The sequence below is a fragment of the Ornithinimicrobium panacihumi genome, assembly GCF_052073805.1.
Classification (GTDB): domain Bacteria; phylum Actinomycetota; class Actinomycetes; order Actinomycetales; family Dermatophilaceae; genus Ornithinicoccus; species Ornithinicoccus panacihumi.
The window spans coordinates 415,822-434,112 of record NZ_JBQGWG010000001.1 but is presented as its reverse complement, the minus strand read 5'-3'; the positions used below and the strand labels follow the sequence as shown (position 1 = coordinate 434,112).

The 18,291-nt window shown below is 70.7% G+C and carries 16 protein-coding genes; 9 read left to right on the top strand and 7 right to left on the bottom strand.

Translation table 11 applies throughout. The annotated features are described in order from the left end of the window. From ACTMMA_RS02035 to nrdR, 3 genes are all read right to left on the bottom strand, one after another. Positions 1 to 443, bottom strand: a 443-nt coding sequence (locus ACTMMA_RS02035) for a transposase (RefSeq protein WP_441188426.1), incomplete at its 3' end; no start/stop codon positions are given. 139 nt (positions 444 to 582) lie between these two features. Further along, positions 583 to 3,480, bottom strand: coding sequence for a vitamin B12-dependent ribonucleotide reductase (locus ACTMMA_RS02030; protein WP_441188425.1), 2,898 nt, complete (start codon positions 3,478 to 3,480; stop codon positions 583 to 585). A 139-nt stretch (positions 3,481 to 3,619) separates the two neighbouring features. Then, on the bottom strand, positions 3,620 to 4,105 hold the full coding sequence (gene nrdR, locus ACTMMA_RS02025; RefSeq protein WP_441188424.1) for a transcriptional regulator NrdR: 486 nt from the start codon (positions 4,103 to 4,105) through the stop codon (positions 3,620 to 3,622). An 832-nt stretch (positions 4,106 to 4,937) separates the two neighbouring features. On the opposite strand from nrdR, the gene ACTMMA_RS02020 reads away from it, so the two are divergent. The 3 genes from ACTMMA_RS02020 to ACTMMA_RS02010 are packed head-to-tail and all read left to right on the top strand — an operon-like array spanning position 4,938 to position 7,267. Continuing rightward, positions 4,938 to 5,807, top strand: a complete 870-nt coding sequence (locus ACTMMA_RS02020) for a transporter substrate-binding domain-containing protein (protein WP_441188423.1) — start codon at positions 4,938 to 4,940, stop codon at positions 5,805 to 5,807. Positions 5,808 to 5,813: 6 nt separating this feature from the next. Continuing rightward, the gene (locus tag ACTMMA_RS02015; protein WP_441188422.1) at positions 5,814 to 6,530 is read left to right on the top strand and encodes an amino acid ABC transporter permease; all 717 of its coding nucleotides are present in this window, start codon (positions 5,814 to 5,816) and stop codon (positions 6,528 to 6,530) included. Beyond that, the gene (locus tag ACTMMA_RS02010) at positions 6,527 to 7,267 is read left to right on the top strand and encodes an amino acid ABC transporter ATP-binding protein (RefSeq protein ID WP_441188421.1); all 741 of its coding nucleotides are present in this window, start codon (positions 6,527 to 6,529) and stop codon (positions 7,265 to 7,267) included. Before ACTMMA_RS02015 ends, ACTMMA_RS02010 begins: the two co-directional genes overlap by 4 nt. Before the next feature lie 65 nt (positions 7,268 to 7,332). Here the strand turns inward: ACTMMA_RS02010 and ACTMMA_RS02005 are convergent, their stop codons facing one another. Continuing rightward, a complete protein-coding gene (locus tag ACTMMA_RS02005) occupies positions 7,333 to 8,514 on the bottom strand; it encodes an excalibur calcium-binding domain-containing protein (RefSeq protein ID WP_441188420.1) in 1,182 nt (393 codons plus the stop codon). A gap of 246 nt (positions 8,515 to 8,760) precedes the next feature. On the opposite strand from ACTMMA_RS02005, the gene ACTMMA_RS02000 reads away from it, so the two are divergent. Next, a complete protein-coding gene (locus tag ACTMMA_RS02000; protein ID WP_441188419.1) occupies positions 8,761 to 9,783 on the top strand; it encodes an LLM class flavin-dependent oxidoreductase in 1,023 nt (340 codons plus the stop codon). A gap of 48 nt (positions 9,784 to 9,831) precedes the next feature. Further along, positions 9,832 to 11,145: a VOC family protein gene (locus tag ACTMMA_RS01995; protein WP_441188418.1), complete on the top strand. Its 1,314-nt coding sequence runs from the start codon at positions 9,832 to 9,834 to the stop codon at positions 11,143 to 11,145. Positions 11,146 to 11,158: 13 nt separating this feature from the next. On the opposite strand, the gene ACTMMA_RS01990 is transcribed toward ACTMMA_RS01995, so the two are convergent. Then, entirely contained in the window at positions 11,159 to 11,929 is a 771-nt protein-coding gene (locus ACTMMA_RS01990) for a GAP family protein (RefSeq protein WP_441188417.1), read from the bottom strand. A gap of 53 nt (positions 11,930 to 11,982) precedes the next feature. On the opposite strand from ACTMMA_RS01990, the gene ACTMMA_RS01985 reads away from it, so the two are divergent. From ACTMMA_RS01985 to ACTMMA_RS01975, 3 genes are read left to right on the top strand one after another with little or no spacing between them, the layout of a single operon-like run. Continuing rightward, a complete protein-coding gene (locus tag ACTMMA_RS01985) occupies positions 11,983 to 12,633 on the top strand; it encodes a TetR/AcrR family transcriptional regulator (RefSeq protein ID WP_441188416.1) in 651 nt (216 codons plus the stop codon). Further along, positions 12,630 to 13,451 carry a CPBP family glutamic-type intramembrane protease gene (locus ACTMMA_RS01980; protein WP_441188415.1) on the top strand — a complete coding sequence of 274 codons (822 nt, stop codon included), beginning with the start codon at positions 12,630 to 12,632 and terminating at the stop codon, positions 13,449 to 13,451. The genes ACTMMA_RS01985 and ACTMMA_RS01980 overlap by 4 nt, the downstream gene beginning before the upstream one ends. A gap of 14 nt (positions 13,452 to 13,465) precedes the next feature. Beyond that, positions 13,466 to 14,521, top strand: coding sequence for an NUDIX hydrolase (locus ACTMMA_RS01975; RefSeq protein WP_441188414.1), 1,056 nt, complete (start codon positions 13,466 to 13,468; stop codon positions 14,519 to 14,521). A gap of 319 nt (positions 14,522 to 14,840) precedes the next feature. On the opposite strand, the gene ACTMMA_RS01970 is transcribed toward ACTMMA_RS01975, so the two are convergent. After that, the gene (locus ACTMMA_RS01970; protein WP_441188413.1) at positions 14,841 to 17,030 is read right to left on the bottom strand and encodes a RecQ family ATP-dependent DNA helicase; all 2,190 of its coding nucleotides are present in this window, start codon (positions 17,028 to 17,030) and stop codon (positions 14,841 to 14,843) included. Positions 17,031 to 17,142: 112 nt separating this feature from the next. Here ACTMMA_RS01970 and ACTMMA_RS01965 point away from each other — a divergent pair, with 112 nt between their 5' ends. After that, positions 17,143 to 17,631 carry a hypothetical protein gene (locus tag ACTMMA_RS01965; protein ID WP_441188412.1) on the top strand — a complete coding sequence of 163 codons (489 nt, stop codon included), beginning with the start codon at positions 17,143 to 17,145 and terminating at the stop codon, positions 17,629 to 17,631. 90 nt (positions 17,632 to 17,721) lie between these two features. Here the strand turns inward: ACTMMA_RS01965 and ACTMMA_RS01960 are convergent, their stop codons facing one another. Then, on the bottom strand, positions 17,722 to 18,120 hold the full coding sequence (locus ACTMMA_RS01960) for a LysM peptidoglycan-binding domain-containing protein (protein ID WP_441188411.1): 399 nt from the start codon (positions 18,118 to 18,120) through the stop codon (positions 17,722 to 17,724). Positions 18,121 to 18,291 lie beyond the last annotated feature (171 nt).

Sequence of the window (18,291 nt, the reverse complement as noted above, 5' to 3'; positions counted from 1 at the left end):
GCGGAGATCTCGCCGGTGGTCAGGCCCTTGGCGAACAGGCTGATCGCGACCGCGTCCACATCGGTCAGGCGGCGTTGGCGCTTCTTGACGATGACCGGCTCGAAGGTGCCGGCCCGGTCCCGCGGCACCGCGATCGTCACCTCTCCGGCGGCGTCGGTGAGCACGGTCTTGGGCCGCGTGCCGTTGCGGATGTTGCCGCTCTCGGCGGTGGGCACCTGGTGCTTGGCGTGACCGAGGTGCTCGGTCAGCTCCTCCTCCAGCGCGGTCTCCAGGACCGTGGCGGTGATCGACTTGAGCAGCCCGTCCGGGCCGGTCAGGTCCTCACCACGTGCCCGGGCGGCCTTGACCAACTCCCGGACCGCAGCCTGCTCTGACTTGCTCCGCGAGGTCGTCTTCGTCACCTTCTTCGGCATCGAGCTCACGCTCGTGATCTTCTCGGTCATCACATGACCTTCCCCGCCAGCCGGGCCGGCGCGTCGGGCCAGAAACACCGTTTGTCTGACAGTCCCGGCACCGACACCCGGAGAGCACGAAGGAGGGGCCTACCGACGATTCGGCAGGCCCCTCCCTTCGGGTGCTACATCAGCTGCAGCCGCTGGTGCTCCCGCAGCCCTCGCAGACGTAGCAGGATCCGGCGGGACGCATCTTCGTCCCGCAGGTCATGCAGATCGGGGCGTCGTTCACCTTGCCGCTGAACTGCTCGAGCAGCTCGGCCGAGGAGTGGATGCCGGCGTCGGCCTTGCGGGCGTCGGCGGCTCCGGCACCGGACTTGTCGGCGTCCTTCTCAGCCTTCTCGGCCTTCTTGGCCGGGGTGGTGGCCACGGACTGCGACAGGTTCTCCAGCTCGTCCTCGTAGTCCTCCTCGGCGGAGGTGGACGGGGTGACCGGGGCGTAGGAGCCGGTCTCGAGCTGGCGGGCGCGCTCCTCGGCGGTGTGGATGCCCATGAAGGAGCGGGTCTCGAAGTCCAGGTAGTCCAGCGCCAGGCGGCGGAAGACGTAGTCCATGATCGACTGCGCCATGCGCACGTCCGGGTCGTCGGTCAGGCCGGCCGGCTCGAAGCGCAGGTTGGTGAACTTCTCCACGAAGGTCTCCAGCGGCACGCCATACTGCAGGCCGATCGAGACCGCGATCGAGAAGGCGTCCATCACGCCGGCCAGGGTCGAGCCCTGCTTGCCGAACTTGAGGAAGAGCTCACCCAGGTCGCCGGACTCGTAGGTGCCGGCGGTCAGGTAGCCCTCGGCCCCACCGACGGCAAAGCTGGTGGTCTGGCTGGAGCGGCGCTTGGGCAGGCGCTTGCGGACGGGGCGGTACTCGATGACCTTCTCGACCTTGACCTCGGCCGGCTTCTCGCCCTCCTTGGCCTCGGCGTCCTTCTTGCCGTCGGAGAGCGGCTGGCCGACCTTGCACGCATCGCGATACACGGCCAGGGCCTTCAGGCCGAGCTTCCAGCCCTGCATGTAGACCTCTTCGATCTCCTCGACCGTCGCGGACTCGGGCAGGTTGACGGTCTTGGAGATGGCGCCGGACAGGAACGGCTGGACCGCGGCCATCATCCGGACGTGACCCATCGGCTGGATCGCGCGGGCACCCATGGCGGTGTCGAAGACCTCGTAGTGCTCGGTCTTCAGGCCGGGCGCGTCGATGACGTGGCCCTTCTCGGCGATGTATTCGACGATCGCCTCGATGGTCTCCTCGGTGTAGCCGAGCTTCTTCAGCGCGCGCGGGATCGTCTGGTTGACGATCTGCATGGAACCGCCGCCGACGAGCTTCTTGAACTTGACCAGCGAGAAGTCGGGCTCGATGCCGGTGGTGTCGCAGTCCATCATGAAGCCGATGGTCCCGGTGGGGGCCAGCACCGACGCCTGAGCGTTGCGGTAGCCGTTCTTCTCCCCCGTCTTGACCACGTCGTCCCACGCCTTGGTCGCGGCGCGGTGGATCTCGGCGTCCATGGTGTGGAGCGTCTTGATCTGGTCGTTGGCGGCCTGGTGCTTGCGCATGACGCGCTTGTGGGCATCGGCGTTGCGGGCGTAGCCGTTGTAGGCGCCCACGACACCGGCGATCTCGGCGGAGCGCTTGTAGGCGGCGCCGGTCAGCAGCGAGGTCAGGCCGGCGGCCAGGGCGCGGCCACCCTCGGAGTCGTAGCCGTGGCCGGTCGCCATGAGCAGCGCGCCCAGGTTGGCGTAGCCGATGCCCAGCTGACGGTAGTTGCGGGTGGTCTCACCGATCGGCTCGGTCGGGAAGTCGGCGAAGCAGATCGAGATGTCCATCGCGGTGATGACCAGCTCGGCCACGGCCTGGTAGGTCTCCACGTCGAAGGTGTCGTCGTCGCGGAGGAACTTGAGCAGGTTCAGCGAGGCCAGGTTGCAGGAGCTGTTGTCCAGCGACATGTACTCCGAGCACGGGTTGGACGCGGTGATGCGGCCGGTCTCGGGGTTGGTGTGCCAGTCGTTGATGGTGTCGTCGTACTGGATGCCGGGGTCGGCGCACTCCCAGGCAGCCTTGGCCATCTTGTCGAAGAGGGCGCGGGCGTCGACGGTCTCGATGACCGAGCCGTCCTTGCGCGAGCGCAGACCGAACTCGGTGCCGTCCTCGACGGCCTTCATGAACTCGTCGGTGACGCGGACGGAGTTGTTGGCGTTCTGGTACTGCACCGACACGATGTCCTTGCCGCCCAGGTCCATGTCGAAGCCGGCGTCACGCAGCGCGCGGATCTTGTCCTCCTCGCGCGCCTTGGTGTCGATGAACTCCTCGATGTCGGGGTGGTCCACGTCCAGGACGACCATCTTCGCCGCACGACGGGTCGCGCCACCGGACTTGATGGTGCCCGCGGAGGCGTCCGCGCCACGCATGAAGGACACCGGGCCGGAGGCGGTGCCGCCGGAGGAGAGCAGCTCCTTGGAGGAGCGGATGCGGGAGAGGTTGAGGCCGGCGCCGGAGCCGCCCTTGAAGATGAAGCCCTCTTCCTTGTACCAGTTCAGGATCGAGTCCATCGAGTCGTCGACGGACAGGATGAAGCAGGCGCTGACCTGCTGGGGGCTGGCGGTGCCGACGTTGAACCAGACCGGGGAGTTGAAGGAGAAGATCTGGTGCACGAGCGCATAGGTCAGCTCGTGCTCGAAGATCTCGGCGTCCTCGTCGGTGGCGAAGTAGCCGTGCTCCTTGCCCGCCTTGACGTAGGTCAGCACGACGCGGTCGACGAGCTGCTTGAGGCCGGTCTCACGCTCGGGGGTACCGACGGCGCCGCGGAAGTACTTCGTCGTGACGATGGTGGAGGCGTTGGCCGACCAGAAGTCCGGGAACTCGACCCCACGCTGGTCGAAGATCGTCTCGCCGGTCTTCCAGTTGGTCTGGACGATGTCCCGCTTCTCCCAGGTGATCTGGTCGTAGGGGTGGACGCCCGGGGTGGTGAAGATCCGCTCGATCTTCAGGCCCTTCGGAGCGCGGCGGGAGCGCGTCTTGGCCCCGGTCGTCTGCGTCATCTCAACTTCTCCTTGGTTGGTGTTCCGGCGGTGGTGCGTGGATCGTGGGTGTGTCTGGTGGGCTGTTCGTGCGGCTTTTTTCTTAGGTATGCAGTCTCTCGCCGAGGTCTGACATACCTGCCTTCGGTGAGGGCTCGGGTCAGGTGGGTTGCTGCATACCCGTGGGCTCGAGCGCCTGATCTCGCTCGGTCCGCAGGAGGGTGATGGCCGCCTCGAAGTCGTCCAGGGAGTCGAACGCCTGGTAGACGGAGGCGAAGCGCAGGTAGGCGACCTCGTCCAGGGAGCGCAGCGGCTCGAGGATGGCCAGCCCGACCTCGTGGGCGTCGACCTCGGCCTGCCCCAGGGAGCGGATGGACTCCTCCACCTGCTGGGCCAGCAGCTGCAGCTGGTCCTCGGTCACCGGCCGCCCCTGGCACGCCTTGCGCGCACCGGAGATGACCTTGTCCCGACTGAAGGGTTCCGTCGCCCCCGACCGTTTGATGACCGACAGCGTGGCCGTCTCGACGGTGCCGAAGCGGCGCCCGCACTCGGGGCACTGCCGGCGCCGGCGGATGACCGTGCCTTCCTCCTGCACCCTGCTGTCGACGACCCGCGAGTCGGTGTGGCGGCAGAACGGGCAGTGCATGTCGCCTCCTTCGGCGTGGTCGTGGCAGCGCAGCGCGAACGGCCTGCTCAGAGGCCGTGTGTGGGTGGTGCTGGGGACAATGTGTGGATGACGTGTGTGGAACACGGCCTCCGTTGTGCACAACATGTGGAGGAACCACAGTGCTGTAACTACTAGATATAGGGATCGTAGGCGAGGCTGGCACTAGATGCAACAGGCTGGGGCGATGTGTCCGCGTGTCGTCCCGCCAGGGCCCGGCACGACGCGGAAAAGTCGTCTGAGGCGCTCGGCGTGTCCCCCGCCGCGTCCCCCACCCCCTACCTCCACCTCTCCCCCGCCGGACCTCCTACTCCATCATCCACCGCGCCCCGCCGCCTGCCCCGCCGCGCCAACAAATGTCACCGGACCGAGCCGATGTCGGTAAACCGCAGGGACGTCGCCACATCGGACATCCGCCCAGGTTGCAGCACGGGCAGATAGCCGGTTTGCCGACATCGGTGACCTTCGGCGACATCGGTCCCTGCTGGCGGATGGCGGCCAGGCGACACCGGTGACCTTTGGCGACATCCGTCGGCGCACGAGGCCCCCAACGACGGTGAGCGTCACGGTTCGGTAACGGTTCGGACCGGGTTCGTGACCGCATACCGGAGCATGGTCGTGCGCCCAACGCGCGCGCGTTAGCAAGGTCCCGGAGCGCGCGCAACCGCTGCGACACGCGGTCGGGCCAGGCCGGCAGGCCGTGCCATGGTGGAGAACGGCCCGCGTGTCCCGCAACCGACGGGACGGGGGCAGGGCCGCTTCGAGGGAGCCTGCAGACCGGCGGCTCCCGCCGACCTAGGAGCTGAGTTCGCTCATGTCCGCACGCACCACCACCCGCACCGTCCGTCTCGCCGCCCTGGCCGCGGCGCTCCCGCTCGTCCTCGCCGCCTGCGGAGGGGACGACGGCGAGGGCGCCGGCGACGGCGAGGCCCAGCTGATCAACGACGGCGAGCTCGTCGTCGCGATGAGCGGCGAGTTCCAGCCGTTCTCCTACTTCGAGGGCAACACCCTCACCGGCTTCGACCGCGACATCGGCGCGGCGATCGCCGAGGAGCTGGGGCTGGAGCTGAAGGAGGAGACCGGCACCTTCGACTCCCTCATCGGCGGGGTCCAGGCCAACCGGTATGACGTGCTGGTCGCCTCGATGACGCCGACCGAGGAGCGGGACAAGGCCGTCGACTTCACCGACGGCTACTACTCCTCCGGCGCCCAGGCCTTCGTGGCCACCGGCACCGAGTGCACCGACATCTCGCAGATGGACTCCCCCACCATCGGGGTCGCCAGCGGCACCACCTACCAGGGCTACCTGGAGGACGAGGGCGGCGACTGGGTGGGCGAGGTCCGTACCTTCGGCTCCGACGTCGTGGCCCTCCAGGACCTGGCCACCGGCCGCCTGGACGCCGTGATGACCGACCGGCTCGTGGGCCTCTACCAGATCGAGGAGGCCGGGCTGGACGTCGTCGAGTGCGGCGACCCGCTCTACACCGAGTCCCCCGCCTTCGCCGTCAAGGAGGGCAACACCGGCCTGCGTGACGACCTCAACGAGGCGCTGGCCACGATCATCGAGAACGGCACCTACGGAGAGATCAGCCAGAAGTACTTCGGCCAGGACATCTCCGGGGCCACCGGCGGCGACGACGCCGAGACCACCGAGGGTGACGACGCAGAGTCCACCGAGGGCTGATCCACCGTGGAGTTCTTCTCCCTCTTCGGAGAGTGGGCACCGCTCTTCCTCGAGGCCACGTGGGTCACGCTGAGCCTGACCGCGGTGGCGCTGGCGCTGGCCATGGTCGGCGGCGCCGGCGTGGCCGCCCTCGCGATGAGCAGGGTGAGGGCCCTGCGGTGGCTCGCCACCGCATACATCGGCCTGGTCCGTGGCACGCCGCTCATCACGCAGATCTTCATCATCTACTTCGGCCTGGCCTACGTGATCACGCTGCCGGCCTTCTGGGCCGGGTCGATCGCCCTGGCCTTCCACAACTCGGCCTACATCGCCGAGATCATCCGGTCCGGCTTCCAGGCCGTGCCCAAGGGCCTGGTCGAGGCCTCCCGCTCGCTGGGCATGTCCAAGGCCAAGACCCTCAAGCGGGTGCAGGCGCCGCTCGCGCTGCGCACGATGCTGCCGGTGCTGGGCAACCAATACATCATCGCCGTGAAGGACTCCTCGCTGGTCGCCTTCATCGGGATGACCGAGCTGTTCCGCACCTCGCAGAACATGGCGGCCTCGACCTACGAGCCGCTGACCGCCTACATGGTGGTGGCGATCTACTACCTGGCGATCGTGCTGGTCCTCACCCTGCTGGTCAACGCCCTGGAGCACCGGCTCAACAAGCACCGCCGACCCACGACCGAGGAGCGTGAGGTGGCTGACGAGGCCAAGGCGCGTGCGGAAGGAGGCGCGCGATGACCGGGCAGCCACTGGTCCAGATGCGCGACATTGTCAAGAAGTTCGGCTCCACCGTGGTGCTGGACGGCATCGACCTGGACGTCCAGGAGGGCGAGGTCGTCTGCCTCATCGGCCCCTCCGGCGCCGGCAAGTCGACCCTGCTGCGCTGCATCAACGGCCTGGAGCGGATCTCCTCGGGGTCCATCGAGGTCGGCGGGCAGGAGCTCCGGTATGACGAGAAGCACCTCAACGACATCCGGTCCCGCATCGGCATGGTCTTCCAGAGCTTCAACCTCTTCCCGCACATGACCGTGCTGGAGAACGTGTGCGTCGCCCAGCGCGAGGTGCACGGCCGCTCCAAGGACGAGGCCAGGGCCAGGGCGGGCGAGCTGCTGGAGCGGGTCGGCCTGGCCCACAAGGCCGATGCCTATCCGGACAACCTCTCCGGCGGTCAGCAGCAGCGCGTCGCGATCGCGCGGGCGCTGGCGATGGACCCGAAGGTGATGCTCTTCGACGAGCCCACCTCGGCCCTGGACCCCGAGCTGGTCGGCGAGGTGCTGCAGGTCATGCGCACGCTGGCCGACGAGGGCATGACAATGGTCGTGGTCACCCACGAGATGCGCTTCGCGCGGCAGGCGGCCGACCGGGTCGTGCTGCTCGCCGACGGCGGCATCGCCGAGCAGGGTCCGCCCGAGGACGTGCTGGGCAATCCCTCCAGCGAGCGCGGGAAGGCCTTCCTGGCCGAGCTCACCGACTGAGCGCGGACCGCTCCACGAGCGAAGCCCGGCCCTCCGCGTGGGGGCCGGGCTTCGTCGTGCGGCGGTCACTCGCAGCCGACGCCGTCCCGGTCACGGTCCAGGTGGGTGCCGTAGCCCGGCTGCCCGATGTAGACCGGCGCGGCCCCGGCCGCGCGGGCCGCGGCGCAGTTGGGGTAGTAGACGTTCGCCGGCGGAGCGGGCGCGGGTGCCGGTGCCGGTGCCGGCTGGGGCATGATCGGCTGGATCTGGGTGTTCTGCTCCTGCGCCCGGCGCGCCTCCTCCTCCGCGCGGCGTTGTGCCTCGGCGGCGGCCCGGGCCTCCTCCTCGGCCCTGCGCTCTGCCTCTTCCCGGGCCTTGCGCTCGGCCTCCTCCTCGGCCCTGCGCTCGGCCTCCTCCTTCGCCTTCTGCTCGGCCTCCTCCTTGGCCTTCCGCTCGGCCTCTTCCTTCGCCTTGCGCTCCGCCTTCTCCTTGGCCTTGCGGTCGGCCTCGGCGTTCTCCACCGCGTCCTTGGCGGACTGCCCGGCACCCGCGGCGCGCTCCTGCAGCTCCACGACCCGGACCCGCAGCATCTCCAGCTCGACCTCGGTCAGGCCGGCGGCGGCCAGCGACCCGGCCTCGGCGCCCGCGATGATGGCCAGCAGGGCCGCACCCTCGGCCACGACGCCGTCGGCGGCCTCCTGCGCGGCGACCGGGTCGGTCGCGACGGCGGCCTCCACCTGGGCGACGGACCCCGCATACCCCTGGATCCGGGCCTCGAAGGTGCAGGTGAGGGACGCGCTGAACATGCCCGCCCCGCCGGCCTTGGCCTCCTCGTAGGCCTCGGTGACCGCGGGGAGGAACTTGCGGTTGGGCTCGAAGTAGACCGGGATGCCCAGGCCCCGCCGCGCGATCTCGGCGTTGATCAGCAGGTCGTCCTCGAAGACACCGGCGAGCTCGCGGCCGTAGCGGTCCAGCAGCTCCTGGTCGAACTCGAGCCGCACGGTGTCACCGGGCTCCAGCTGCTGCTGCAGGTATGCGGTCGCCTCCGGTCCGAGGCACTCGACCGCCTTCCCGGGGTGCTTGGTCTCGGGGGCGTCGATGTTGAGCAGGCGCACGATGCGCTCCTGGCCGCTGTAGCGGACCTCGATGGTGTCCCCGTCCACCACCCGGACCACCTCGGCACGGTCCGGACCGTTGCCCGGGGCGATGGCCGAGTAGGCAGCTCCGCCACCGACGATGAGGACCGCGCCCGTGACGGTGGTGGACACGACAGACCGGAGAGACACCATTGATCTCCTGCTTCCCATGATGCGGATGTTGGGCTCATCCTGGCCCCTCCCGGGCGCGGTGGCCAGCGACTGAGATGCACGTCACGACGCGTAGTAGGAGACCCACCCCAAAGGGTGGGATTTCCTGTCGCGCAGGGGCGTTGGGCAGGCAACCACCCCTGAGGTCGACGGGAGTCCTCCGGTGGGCGACGGCATACCGCGCCCCTCCCCCGCGTTGCCGCCCACATGGCCCCATCAACGCGCGTGCCCCTGTCCGTCCTCGACCTGGTCCCCCGCTCGCAGGGGATGACGCCCGCGCAGGCGATCGAGGAGTCGGTGGCGCTGGCGCGGGAGGTCGACGGGCTGGGCTACCACCGGTTCTGGATGGCCGAGCACCACGGGTCGGAGACGTTCATGTCCTCGGCCACCTCGCTGCTGCTGGGGCACGTGGCCCACCACACGAGCCGGATCCGGCTGGGCTCGGGCGGGGTGATGCTGCCCAACCACAGCCCGCTGATGGTGGCGGAGTACTACGGCACCCTCGCGACCATCCACGGCGACCGCTTCGACCTGGGCCTCGGCCGGGCGCCGGGGACCGACCCGATGACCGCGGCCGCGCTGTCCCGCTCCAGCGGGCACCTGCCCGACTTCGCCGCCGAGGTCGCCCAGCTGCAGAAGTATCTCGGCGACCCGCCCACGCTGACCGGCGGGCGCGGTCAGGTGCGGGCGCTGCCCGGGGAGGGGACGCACGTGCCGCTGTGGATGCTCGGCTCCTCGACCGGCGGCGCGCAGGTGGCCGCCGCGCTCGGGCTGCCCTTCAGCTTCGCCTCGCACTTCGCGCCCGACCAGCTCCGGGAGGCGTTGATGGTCTATCGCGACCGCTTCCGCGCCGACGCCGCGACCGCCCAGGTCGAGCGGCCGACCACGATGGCCGGGGTCAACGTGCTCGTCGCGCCCTCGCAGGAGGAGGCCGACCACCTCTTCACGACCGCCCAGCTGATGGCCATCCGGATCCGCAGCGGGCAGCCGGCCCCGCTCGACCCGCCCGTGGAGTCGCTGGCCGCGGTCGTGCCGGCCGAGCTGCTGCCGATGGCGCAGGCGCACCAGGCGGTGCGGGCGGTCGGGACGCCCGAGGTGGTCGTGGAGCGGCTGGAGGAGTTCGTGGCCGAGCACGAGCTGGACGAGCTGATCGTGACGACCTACACCTTCGACCCGGAGCTGCGGCGCCGGTCCTACCGTCTGCTCGCGGAGGCGTGGGGTCTGGGCTGAGCCGCGGCTGGGGGCGCGCCTGTCGGTGATCGCTGCCATGGTGGTCGCATGGGCACCGACGCACTGACCGCGAGCGAGTTCCAGAGCACCGCCGGCACGCAGGACTGGCGGGTGATCGGCGCGGACGCGCTGGCCTGGTTCGCCACCACCTCCCACGCCGAGGGGGCCGCGCTGGCCAGGCGGGTCCTCGAGGGCTCCGGGGAGGCCGCGGGCGGCGGCCGAGGGGTCGAGATCGACGTCGACATCCGTGCCAAGGGTGTGCGGCTGCGGATCGTGCGCCCCGGGTCCCGTTTCACGTCCGCCGAGGTGGAGGCGGCGCGTGGCATCTCCGCGGCCGCGGCCGACCTCGGCCTGGCCGCCGACCCGACCCGGCTCCAGCTCGTCCAGATCGGCATCGACACCCAGGACACCCCGTCCCTGATGGGCTTCTGGGAGCGGGTGCTGGGTCACGAACGGCGCGGCGACGTCGCGCTGCGCGACCCGCACCGACGGCTGCCCAGCATGTGGTTCCAGGAGCTGGACGAGGCTCGGCCCTTGCGCAACCGGCTCCACCTCGACGTCGTCACGCCCTCGCCGGGCGCCGCCTCCACGCTCGCGGCGATCCCCGAGCTGGACGGGCAGATCCCGCAGCAGAACGACTTCTACGCCACGATCGCCGACACCGACGGCAACGAGGCCGACATCCTCCCGCTGCCCGACGGCGCCGACCGGTGGGAGGGCGAGGGGACCGAGGACTGGCGGCTCGTCTTCGCCGCGGTCGCCGCCTATCCCACGCTCGGCACCGAGCAGGCGCTCGAGCTCGCCGAGGCCACCGCGGCCCTCGCCGACGAGGCCGGACTCGCGCTGGGCATCGACCTCCAGCCCGGCCTGGTAGTCCTCGACTCCGGCAAGGACCTCTGGGAGATGGTGGAGGGCTATGAAGCTCTCGCCGCCCGGGTGCAGGCCGCCGCCCGCGGGCTGGGGCTGACGGCCGACACTGGCCTGCCCAGGTTCGTCCAGGTCGGCTTCGACGCGGTCGACATCGAGGGTGTCCGGGCCTTCTGGGCCGCGGCGCTGGGCTACGAGCAGGACCCGCGTGAGGACGTCACCGACCTGGTCCACCCCCACCAGCTGACGATGCCGGTGTTCTTCCAGCCGATGGACGAGGGTGACCACGAGCGTCGGGCGCAGCGCAACCGCATACACCTGGACGTCTTCGTCGCCGACGACCAGGCGCAGGCGCGCGTGGACGCCGCGCTGGCCGCCGGCGGGCGGATCACCTACGACGCCGAGGCGCCGGCCTGGTGGACGATCGCCGACCCCGAGGGCAACGAGGTCTGCATCGCAGTCTCGCCCGGGCGGGAGGAGCGCTGGGACGAGTGAGCGGCAGCGACGTTCAGCCCAGGATCGACACCCCGAGCTTGACGAGCGAGTCACGCAGGATCAGGAAGCCCAGGATCCCGACGACCCATCCGACGATGCCGTCCGAGGCCTTCTGCAACCAGGCGTGCAGGCGGTCCAGGAGCGGCTCGGCCCGGGTGCCCAGCGCCATCCGCAGGAGGGTGAGCACCACGGCGGGCGCGATCATCACGACCACGTAGGCCGCCAGGACTCCCACCGCGACCGGCACGGGCAGCCGGGCCCCGGTGATCAGCGCCACGGCGCCCAGGTAGGGCAGCATCGTGGCCACCTCGGCCAGCCCGGCCAGGAGCGCCACGACCACGACGGCGCGCGTGCCCAGCTCGCCCGACCGGAGGCGGGAGGTCCAGCGCTCCCGGCGTGAGGGCGTGCCGGCGGCGGCGCGCCGCTCACGTCGACGCTTCGCCGACGGCCCGTCGATGAGGAACGATCCGCCCAGCAGCAGGGCCCCGACGACGGCCTGGCCCCAGAGCAGGACCCGCCCACCGTCGGGAGCCGCCTCGCCGAGTGCGTCCAGCCAGCCCCCCACCTGCGCGCCGCCGAGCATGAGCACCAGGCCCACGAGCCAGTAGAAGACCGCGATGGTCGCCAGGTAGGTCCACAGCACCTTCAGCTGCGGCCGGCGCGCCAGCAGCAGGAGCACCGGCACCGCCAGCGTGCCGAAGCTCGTGCTGTCCACCAGGGCCAGCCCGGCCAGCGTGAGCACCTGGGTCAGGTCCATCTCCTCCACCCCTCGTTCGTCGGGCACGGATCTGTTATCCGCACGCCCGTATTAAAACACACCTGTGCCAAAATGGCCGCATGCCCAAGATCGTCGACCATGACGCCCGCCGGGCCGAGCTCGCCGCCGCCCTCTGGGCGGTGGTGGCCAGGGACGGCTTCGACGCCGCCTCGGTCCGCTCGGTGGCGGCCGAGTCAGGCTGGTCGGTCGGTGCCGTGCGCTACTACTTCCGCACCCAGGCCGACCTCGCCCGCTTCGCGATGGAAGCCCTGGCCGGGCGGATCGCCGCCAGGGTGCAGAGCGCCTATGTCGACGACCAGGGGATTGTCCGCGACCTGCCCGCCACCGGGAGCAGGAGCGAGCGTGCGCTCCATACCCTCCTCCAGCTGGTCCCCATCGACGAGGAGCGCCGGGCGGAGGTTCTGATCTGGCTCGAGTTCATGGCCCGCGCGCGCTTCGACCCCTCGCTGGACGAGCCGCGCGCCCTGGCCTGGGACGGCGAGCGCTATCTGCTGCGCCTGGCGCTGGCCGACGCCGCCGGCCTGCCCCTGCCCACCGACCCGGAGCAGAGCCTGCCCGGCCGGGCCGAGGAAGCCGCCCTCGACCTGCTGCTGGCCATCGACGGACTCACCGTCCAGGCCGTCACCCATCCCGAGCACTGGCCGCCGGCAGCGCAGGAGGAGGCCGCCCGGCGGCTGCTCGCCAGGGCTGCGGATATCGTGACGAGGTGACCGCCGACCTGCAGACCGACGACCGGCCGGCGGTGCCCCTGCCCAAGCTCCTGCCCGCGATCGGCGTCGCGGTCTCGGCCTTCCTGCTCTTCGGGCTGATGATCGGCTGGCCCGGCAACGTGCTGCTGGTGGCCAGCGTCGCCGCCGCGTGGTTCGTCGACCGCGGGCTCTTCCGCGACCTGCTGCTCATCGCCGTGGGCCTGACGATCGTCTCGACCACCTCGGTGGAGGCCGACATCTCCTGGCCCAACTTCTTCCGGCTCGGCATCGTGCTGGGCGGGGCGGTGCTGGTGCCGGTGCTCATCGACCGGTTCCTGTTCCGCCGCAAGGCGATCCGCTTCCCGTGGCTCACCGGGCGGCGCTGGACGAGGTCGCAGTGGGCCTATGTCATCGCGGTGCCGGTGCTGGGCTTCTTCATCCTGCCGCCCTACTTCATCAACTCCAGCGCCTATCTCAACTGGCCGGCGATCCAGACCCCGAGCGAGTTCGGGCGCTTCTTCGTCGGCGTCAACTCGGTCGGACTGTGGGACGAGCTGTTCTTCATCTGCATCTGCTTCGCGCTGCTGCGGCGGCACTTCCCGATGTGGCTGGCCAACGTGCTGCAGGCGACCATCTTCGTCTCGTTCCTGTGGGAGCTGGGCTACCGTGAGTGGGGGCCGCTGCTGACCGTCCCGTTCGCGCTGCTGCAGGGCTACATCTTCACCAAGACCAAGTCCCTGACCTACGTGGTGATCATCCACCTGCTCTTCGACGCCATCGTCTTCTTCGCGATCGTCCACGCGCACGACCGCAGCATCTTCCCCTGGTTCGTCTACTGAGCCAGGCTGGACCCATGACCCCCTCACGCCTCTCCCTGACCTGCGTCCGCGTGGCGGACGACCACGACCGTGCCGATCTGGAAGCGCTGCTCCCCGGAGCCGGTGCTGGTGAGGACGGGGCGGAGGCCAGCCTCGGGCGAGCAGGTCGGGTGGTGCTCGTCATGGGCCAGCCGGTCGTCGCCGCCGCCGAGGTGATCGAGATGGCGACAGACACGCAGCCGACGGGTATGCAGCTCTCCCGCCTCCGCGTCCTCCCCCACCTCCGCGGACGCGGGCTGCGCACCAGCCTCCTGCTGGCCGCGATGGGCCTGGGGCTGGAACGCGGGCTGACCGAGATGGGGCTGGGGGACGAGGTCGACCTGCCCGAGGCGCTCCCGATGCCGTTGGGTGGTGAGGTCGCCCCCGGCGGCCGGGTCGAGCTGCTCGACGAGCCCGCCCCACGTCCGGCGGTGAGCGTGCTGCCGCTGCGGGACGGGCCGGCGGGCCTGGAGGTCTTCGTGCAGCACCGCGTCTCGACGATGGACTTCGCGGCCGGGGTCGTCGTCTTCCCCGGCGGCCGGATCGACCCTGGTGACGCCGAGGCCGGTGGGGCGCTGGACCTGCCGGATGGCCTGGTGGCCGAGCACGTCGCGGCCTGGGCCGGGACCGAGCACGGACTGATCGGTGGCGGGGAGGTGGCCGCGCGGACGTTGCTGGCCACCGGTCTGCGCGAGGTGCAGGAGGAGACCGGGGCCAGGGTGGACCCGTCCCGGCTGGTGCCCTGGGACGACTGGATCACCCCTGCCGGCCTGCCCCGTCGCTTCGACGTGCGCTTCTTCGTGCTGCCGGTGTCGCAGAAGGAGTCGCAGGCCTACGCCAACACCACCACGGAGGCGCACCGGTCCGAGTGGGTGTCCATCGCCAGCCTGATCAGGCAGACCGAGGACGGCACGATCGGGCTGATGTCACCGACCCGGGCGCTGGTCGACGAGCTCTCCGCCCTGGGTTCGGTGGAAGAGGCCCTGGCCCACCGCCCCGTCGTCAAGGTGGTCCGCCACGACACCACGCCCCGCCGGCCCCGCGGCTTCTGACGCCTTCCCCCGCACCGCCATCTCCGCCGCCCACGAGACCCGTCTGTCCCACCCCACACCTTCGCCGTGGAGCCCTCCAGGGTGGAGGCGCGACCGACCGGCTTCGCAGTAACCAGTCGGCCCCGCCCCCATGAGCCCTCCCGACACGGGGAGATCGGATGGACTCACCCTGCCTATGCCGCGAGGGACCGGAAAGTTGCACCCGCCCCGCTCCCACGGCCGACTTCATGCGGGGGAACCCCACTTGACGCAGGTTATAACCGGCACACAGGTCCACAAGCCGCATGAAGTCGCGCTCCTGCTGAGACATGGACGCCCATCAGGCCTCGATGGCCAGGGCGAGCGGCAGCACCGCGTCGGCCCCGGCCAGGCGCAGCGCTCTGGCGGCCACGGTCATGGTCCAGCGGGAGTCGACGACGTCGTCGACGAGCAGCACCGGGCCGTGGGTCTGCGCCAAGGTCGCGGAGAGCTCGGGGCCCACGACGATCCGGTCCCAGACGTTGGCGAGCCGGAAGGCGCTGTTGCCGCCGGGCTCCCCGATCGGCCCGCCGTGGGCCAGGTCTAGCGTGCCCAGCAGCGGCAGCCGGCCGATGGTGCTGATCTGGTGCGCCAGGGAGCCGGTGACGGCGGCACGACGGCGCGAGGGCATGGCGACGACGCCCACGGGGCGAGCCGCCCAGTCCCAGCCGGCGAGGACCTGGACGACCGCTCGCACGACTTCCTCGGGGACCGGCTGGCCCATGACCAGCTCCTGCTCGGGGTCGTCGGGGTCACCCACCTGCGAGGTGCCGTCCCGCAGCACGGCCCGCAACCGCTGGCCCCATCCGAGGTCGGAGAGGCGGGCCAGGGCACGGCCGGGCTCGGCCTGCTCCTCGGGCGGGATCTTGCCCTTGACCTCGACGCCGAGGCGCGGCATCCCGGTCGGCCACTGCGCCCGGGGATCCAGCAGGACCCCGACGGCGCCGAGAGACTGCCGGGCCGTGCCGACCGCCTCCTCGGGGATGTCGGTGGGATACCAGGGCTCGGTGCAGGTGTCGCACCGTCCGCACGGCGCGGCGGTGGCGTCGTCGAGGCACTCCTGGAGGAAGGCCATCCGGCACTCGGTGGTCTGCTGGTAGGCGACCATGAGCTCGGCCTCGCGGATCCGGGCGTCGGCCACGCGCTGGTAGCGCTCCTTGTCGTAGGTCCAGGGCTGCCCGGTCGCGACCCAGCCACCCTGGACCTTCTCCACCGCGCCGTCGACGTCGAGCACCTTGAGCAGCAGCTCCAGCCGGGTGCGGCGGACGTCGACGATCGTCTCCAGCGCAGGCGTGGACAGCGGTCGGCCCGCCTCGGCCAGAGCGGTGAGGACCGCGTCGGCCTGGTCCTGGCGAGGCATCGAGACGGTGGCGAAGTAGGACCAGATGTCACGGTCCTCCGAGCCCGGCAGCAGCAGGACGTCGGCGCGGTCGGTGGCGCGTCCGGCACGACCGACCTGCTGGTAGTAGGCCACCGGAGAGCTGGGTGCCCCGAGGTGGACCACGAAACCCAGATCAGGCTTGTCGAAGCCCATCCCCAGCGCGCTGGTGGCGACCAGGGCCTTGACCTCGTTGTCACGCAGGGCTGCCTCGAGGCGCTCCCGCTCGTCGGGGTCGGTCCGGCCGGTGTAGGAGGAGACCGTGTGCCCCACGCCGCGCAGGGCCTCGGCGACGTCCTCGGCCGCGGAGACCGTCAGGCAGTAGATGATGCCGCTGCCGGGCAGCGAGCCCAGGTGGGCCACGATCCAACCGAGACGCTGCTCGGGAGTGAGCCGCGGCAGCACCCCCAGGCGCAGGGAGGCACGGGCCAGCGGGCCGCGGATCGTGGTCACCTCGGCCCCGCCGGCACCCAGCTGCTCGACGACGTCCTCGACGACCCGCTCGTTGGCGGTCGCGGTCGTGGCCAGCACGGGGGTGCCCTCGGGCAAGGTCTCCAGGAGGGTGCGGATGCGACGGTAGTCGGGACGGAAGTCGTGGCCCCAGTCGCTGATGCAGTGCGCCTCGTCCACGACGAGCAGCCCGCAGCGGCGGGCCAGGTCGGGCAGTTGCTCGTCGCGGAAGCGCGGGTTGTTGAGCCGCTCCGGGCTGACCAGGAGGACGTCGACCTCGTCGGCCGCAAGGGCGGCGCGGACGTCGTCCCAGTCGGTGGCGTTGGCGGAGTTCATCGTGACGGCGCGCACGCCGGCCCGCGCGGCTGCGGCGATCTGGTCACGCATGAGCGCCAAGAGCGGGGAGACGATGACGGTCGGCCCCGCCCCGGCGGCCCGGCGCAGGGCGGTGGCGACGAAGTAGACGGCCGACTTGCCCCAGCCGGTGCGCTGCACCACCAGCACCCGCGACCGCTGCTCGACAAGGGCCAGGACGGCCTCCAACTGACCATCACGGAAGTCGGCCTCGGGCCGCCCGACGAGCCGCCGCAGGGCCTCGCGCGCCTGGTCCACGGTGGCCTGGTCGACGGGAGCGTGGCTGGTCTCGTGCTCGGTGACTGACATGACCCCGACGCTATCTGCCCGCACCGACATCCCCGCCGTCCGTCCACAGGCGGCGCCGGGCCTCCAGCGCGTTGATACCCCGGTCCCGGCCGCGATGTGGTGCGATGGAGGCATGACCGACGCCCACCATTCCACGCCACAGGACCCTCTGCTCCCCCCGGCGGAGACCGAGACCGACCTGCTCGCCGCACGTGTGGAAGGACCTGACGACCACACCGGGATGACCGAGCTGTGGCGCGCGACGATGGGTCTGCCGCACTGGTGGTTCGTCGCGGTCGGCGACCCTGGGCAGGAGTCCCCCGCAGCGGCGACCATCGACGGGCAGCTCATGCTGCTGGCCTTCACCAACTCAGAGCGGGCCCGTCACTTCGCCGTGCAGAACGGCATGATCGCTCCCGACCAGGACCTCAGCGCCATCGCGCTGCCGCCGCACGAGGTCGTGGACACCGCCGGGTCCTACGCCAACGCCGGGATCGCCGGGCTGATGTTCGACCCCCACCTGAGCGGCTACTTCATCCCCTCCGAGCAGCTCCCCGTCGTCTGGGAGGCCGTGCGCTCCCTCGACGAGCCCGGACCGGCGGACGACCAGCCCCAGGGCTGACCCGGCACCTCCTCGGACAGCGCAGCGGCCGGCGCCCCTCGGGGCACCGGCCGCTGCAGTGTTCGGTCGGGTCCAGCAACCCTTGATGGGTCAGCGACCAGGGATGACCAGGACCTGCCCGGCGGCGATGCTGGTGCCGCTGAGGTTGTTGGCCCGCTGGATGTCGGTGATGGCCTGGGACAGCGGCAGCTCGGGCAGCTCCTCCGCCGCGATCTGCGACAGCGTCATGCCCGGCTGGACGGTCATGGCCGAGGTGGCCGCGGCCGGGCCCCAGGTGCCCAGGACCGAGGCGAGGGCCAGCACGAGGACCAGCGCTACCGTGCTGGTGACGGCCAGGCGGCCACGGCGGGTGATCCGCAGGGCACGGGCCGGGGAGCGACGCTCGTCCGCTGCGACGAGACGCAGGTGACCACCGGGACGACGCGCGGATGCAGCGACGGGTGCCGGTGCGGCATACAGGTCCTGCAGGTCGATCGCGACTGCGCTCATGGTTGTCCTCCTCAGACTCGGACGCGCGTTCGATAGCACGTCTGTCCTATTGTTAGCACGAACGTACGGGATTTGTCGACACGCCGTCGAACAGATGTTTGCTCGACGCTCCCGTTGCTCGTACGATGGGTTCATGTCAGGGACTCAACCACCGAGCACTGACAGACCTGG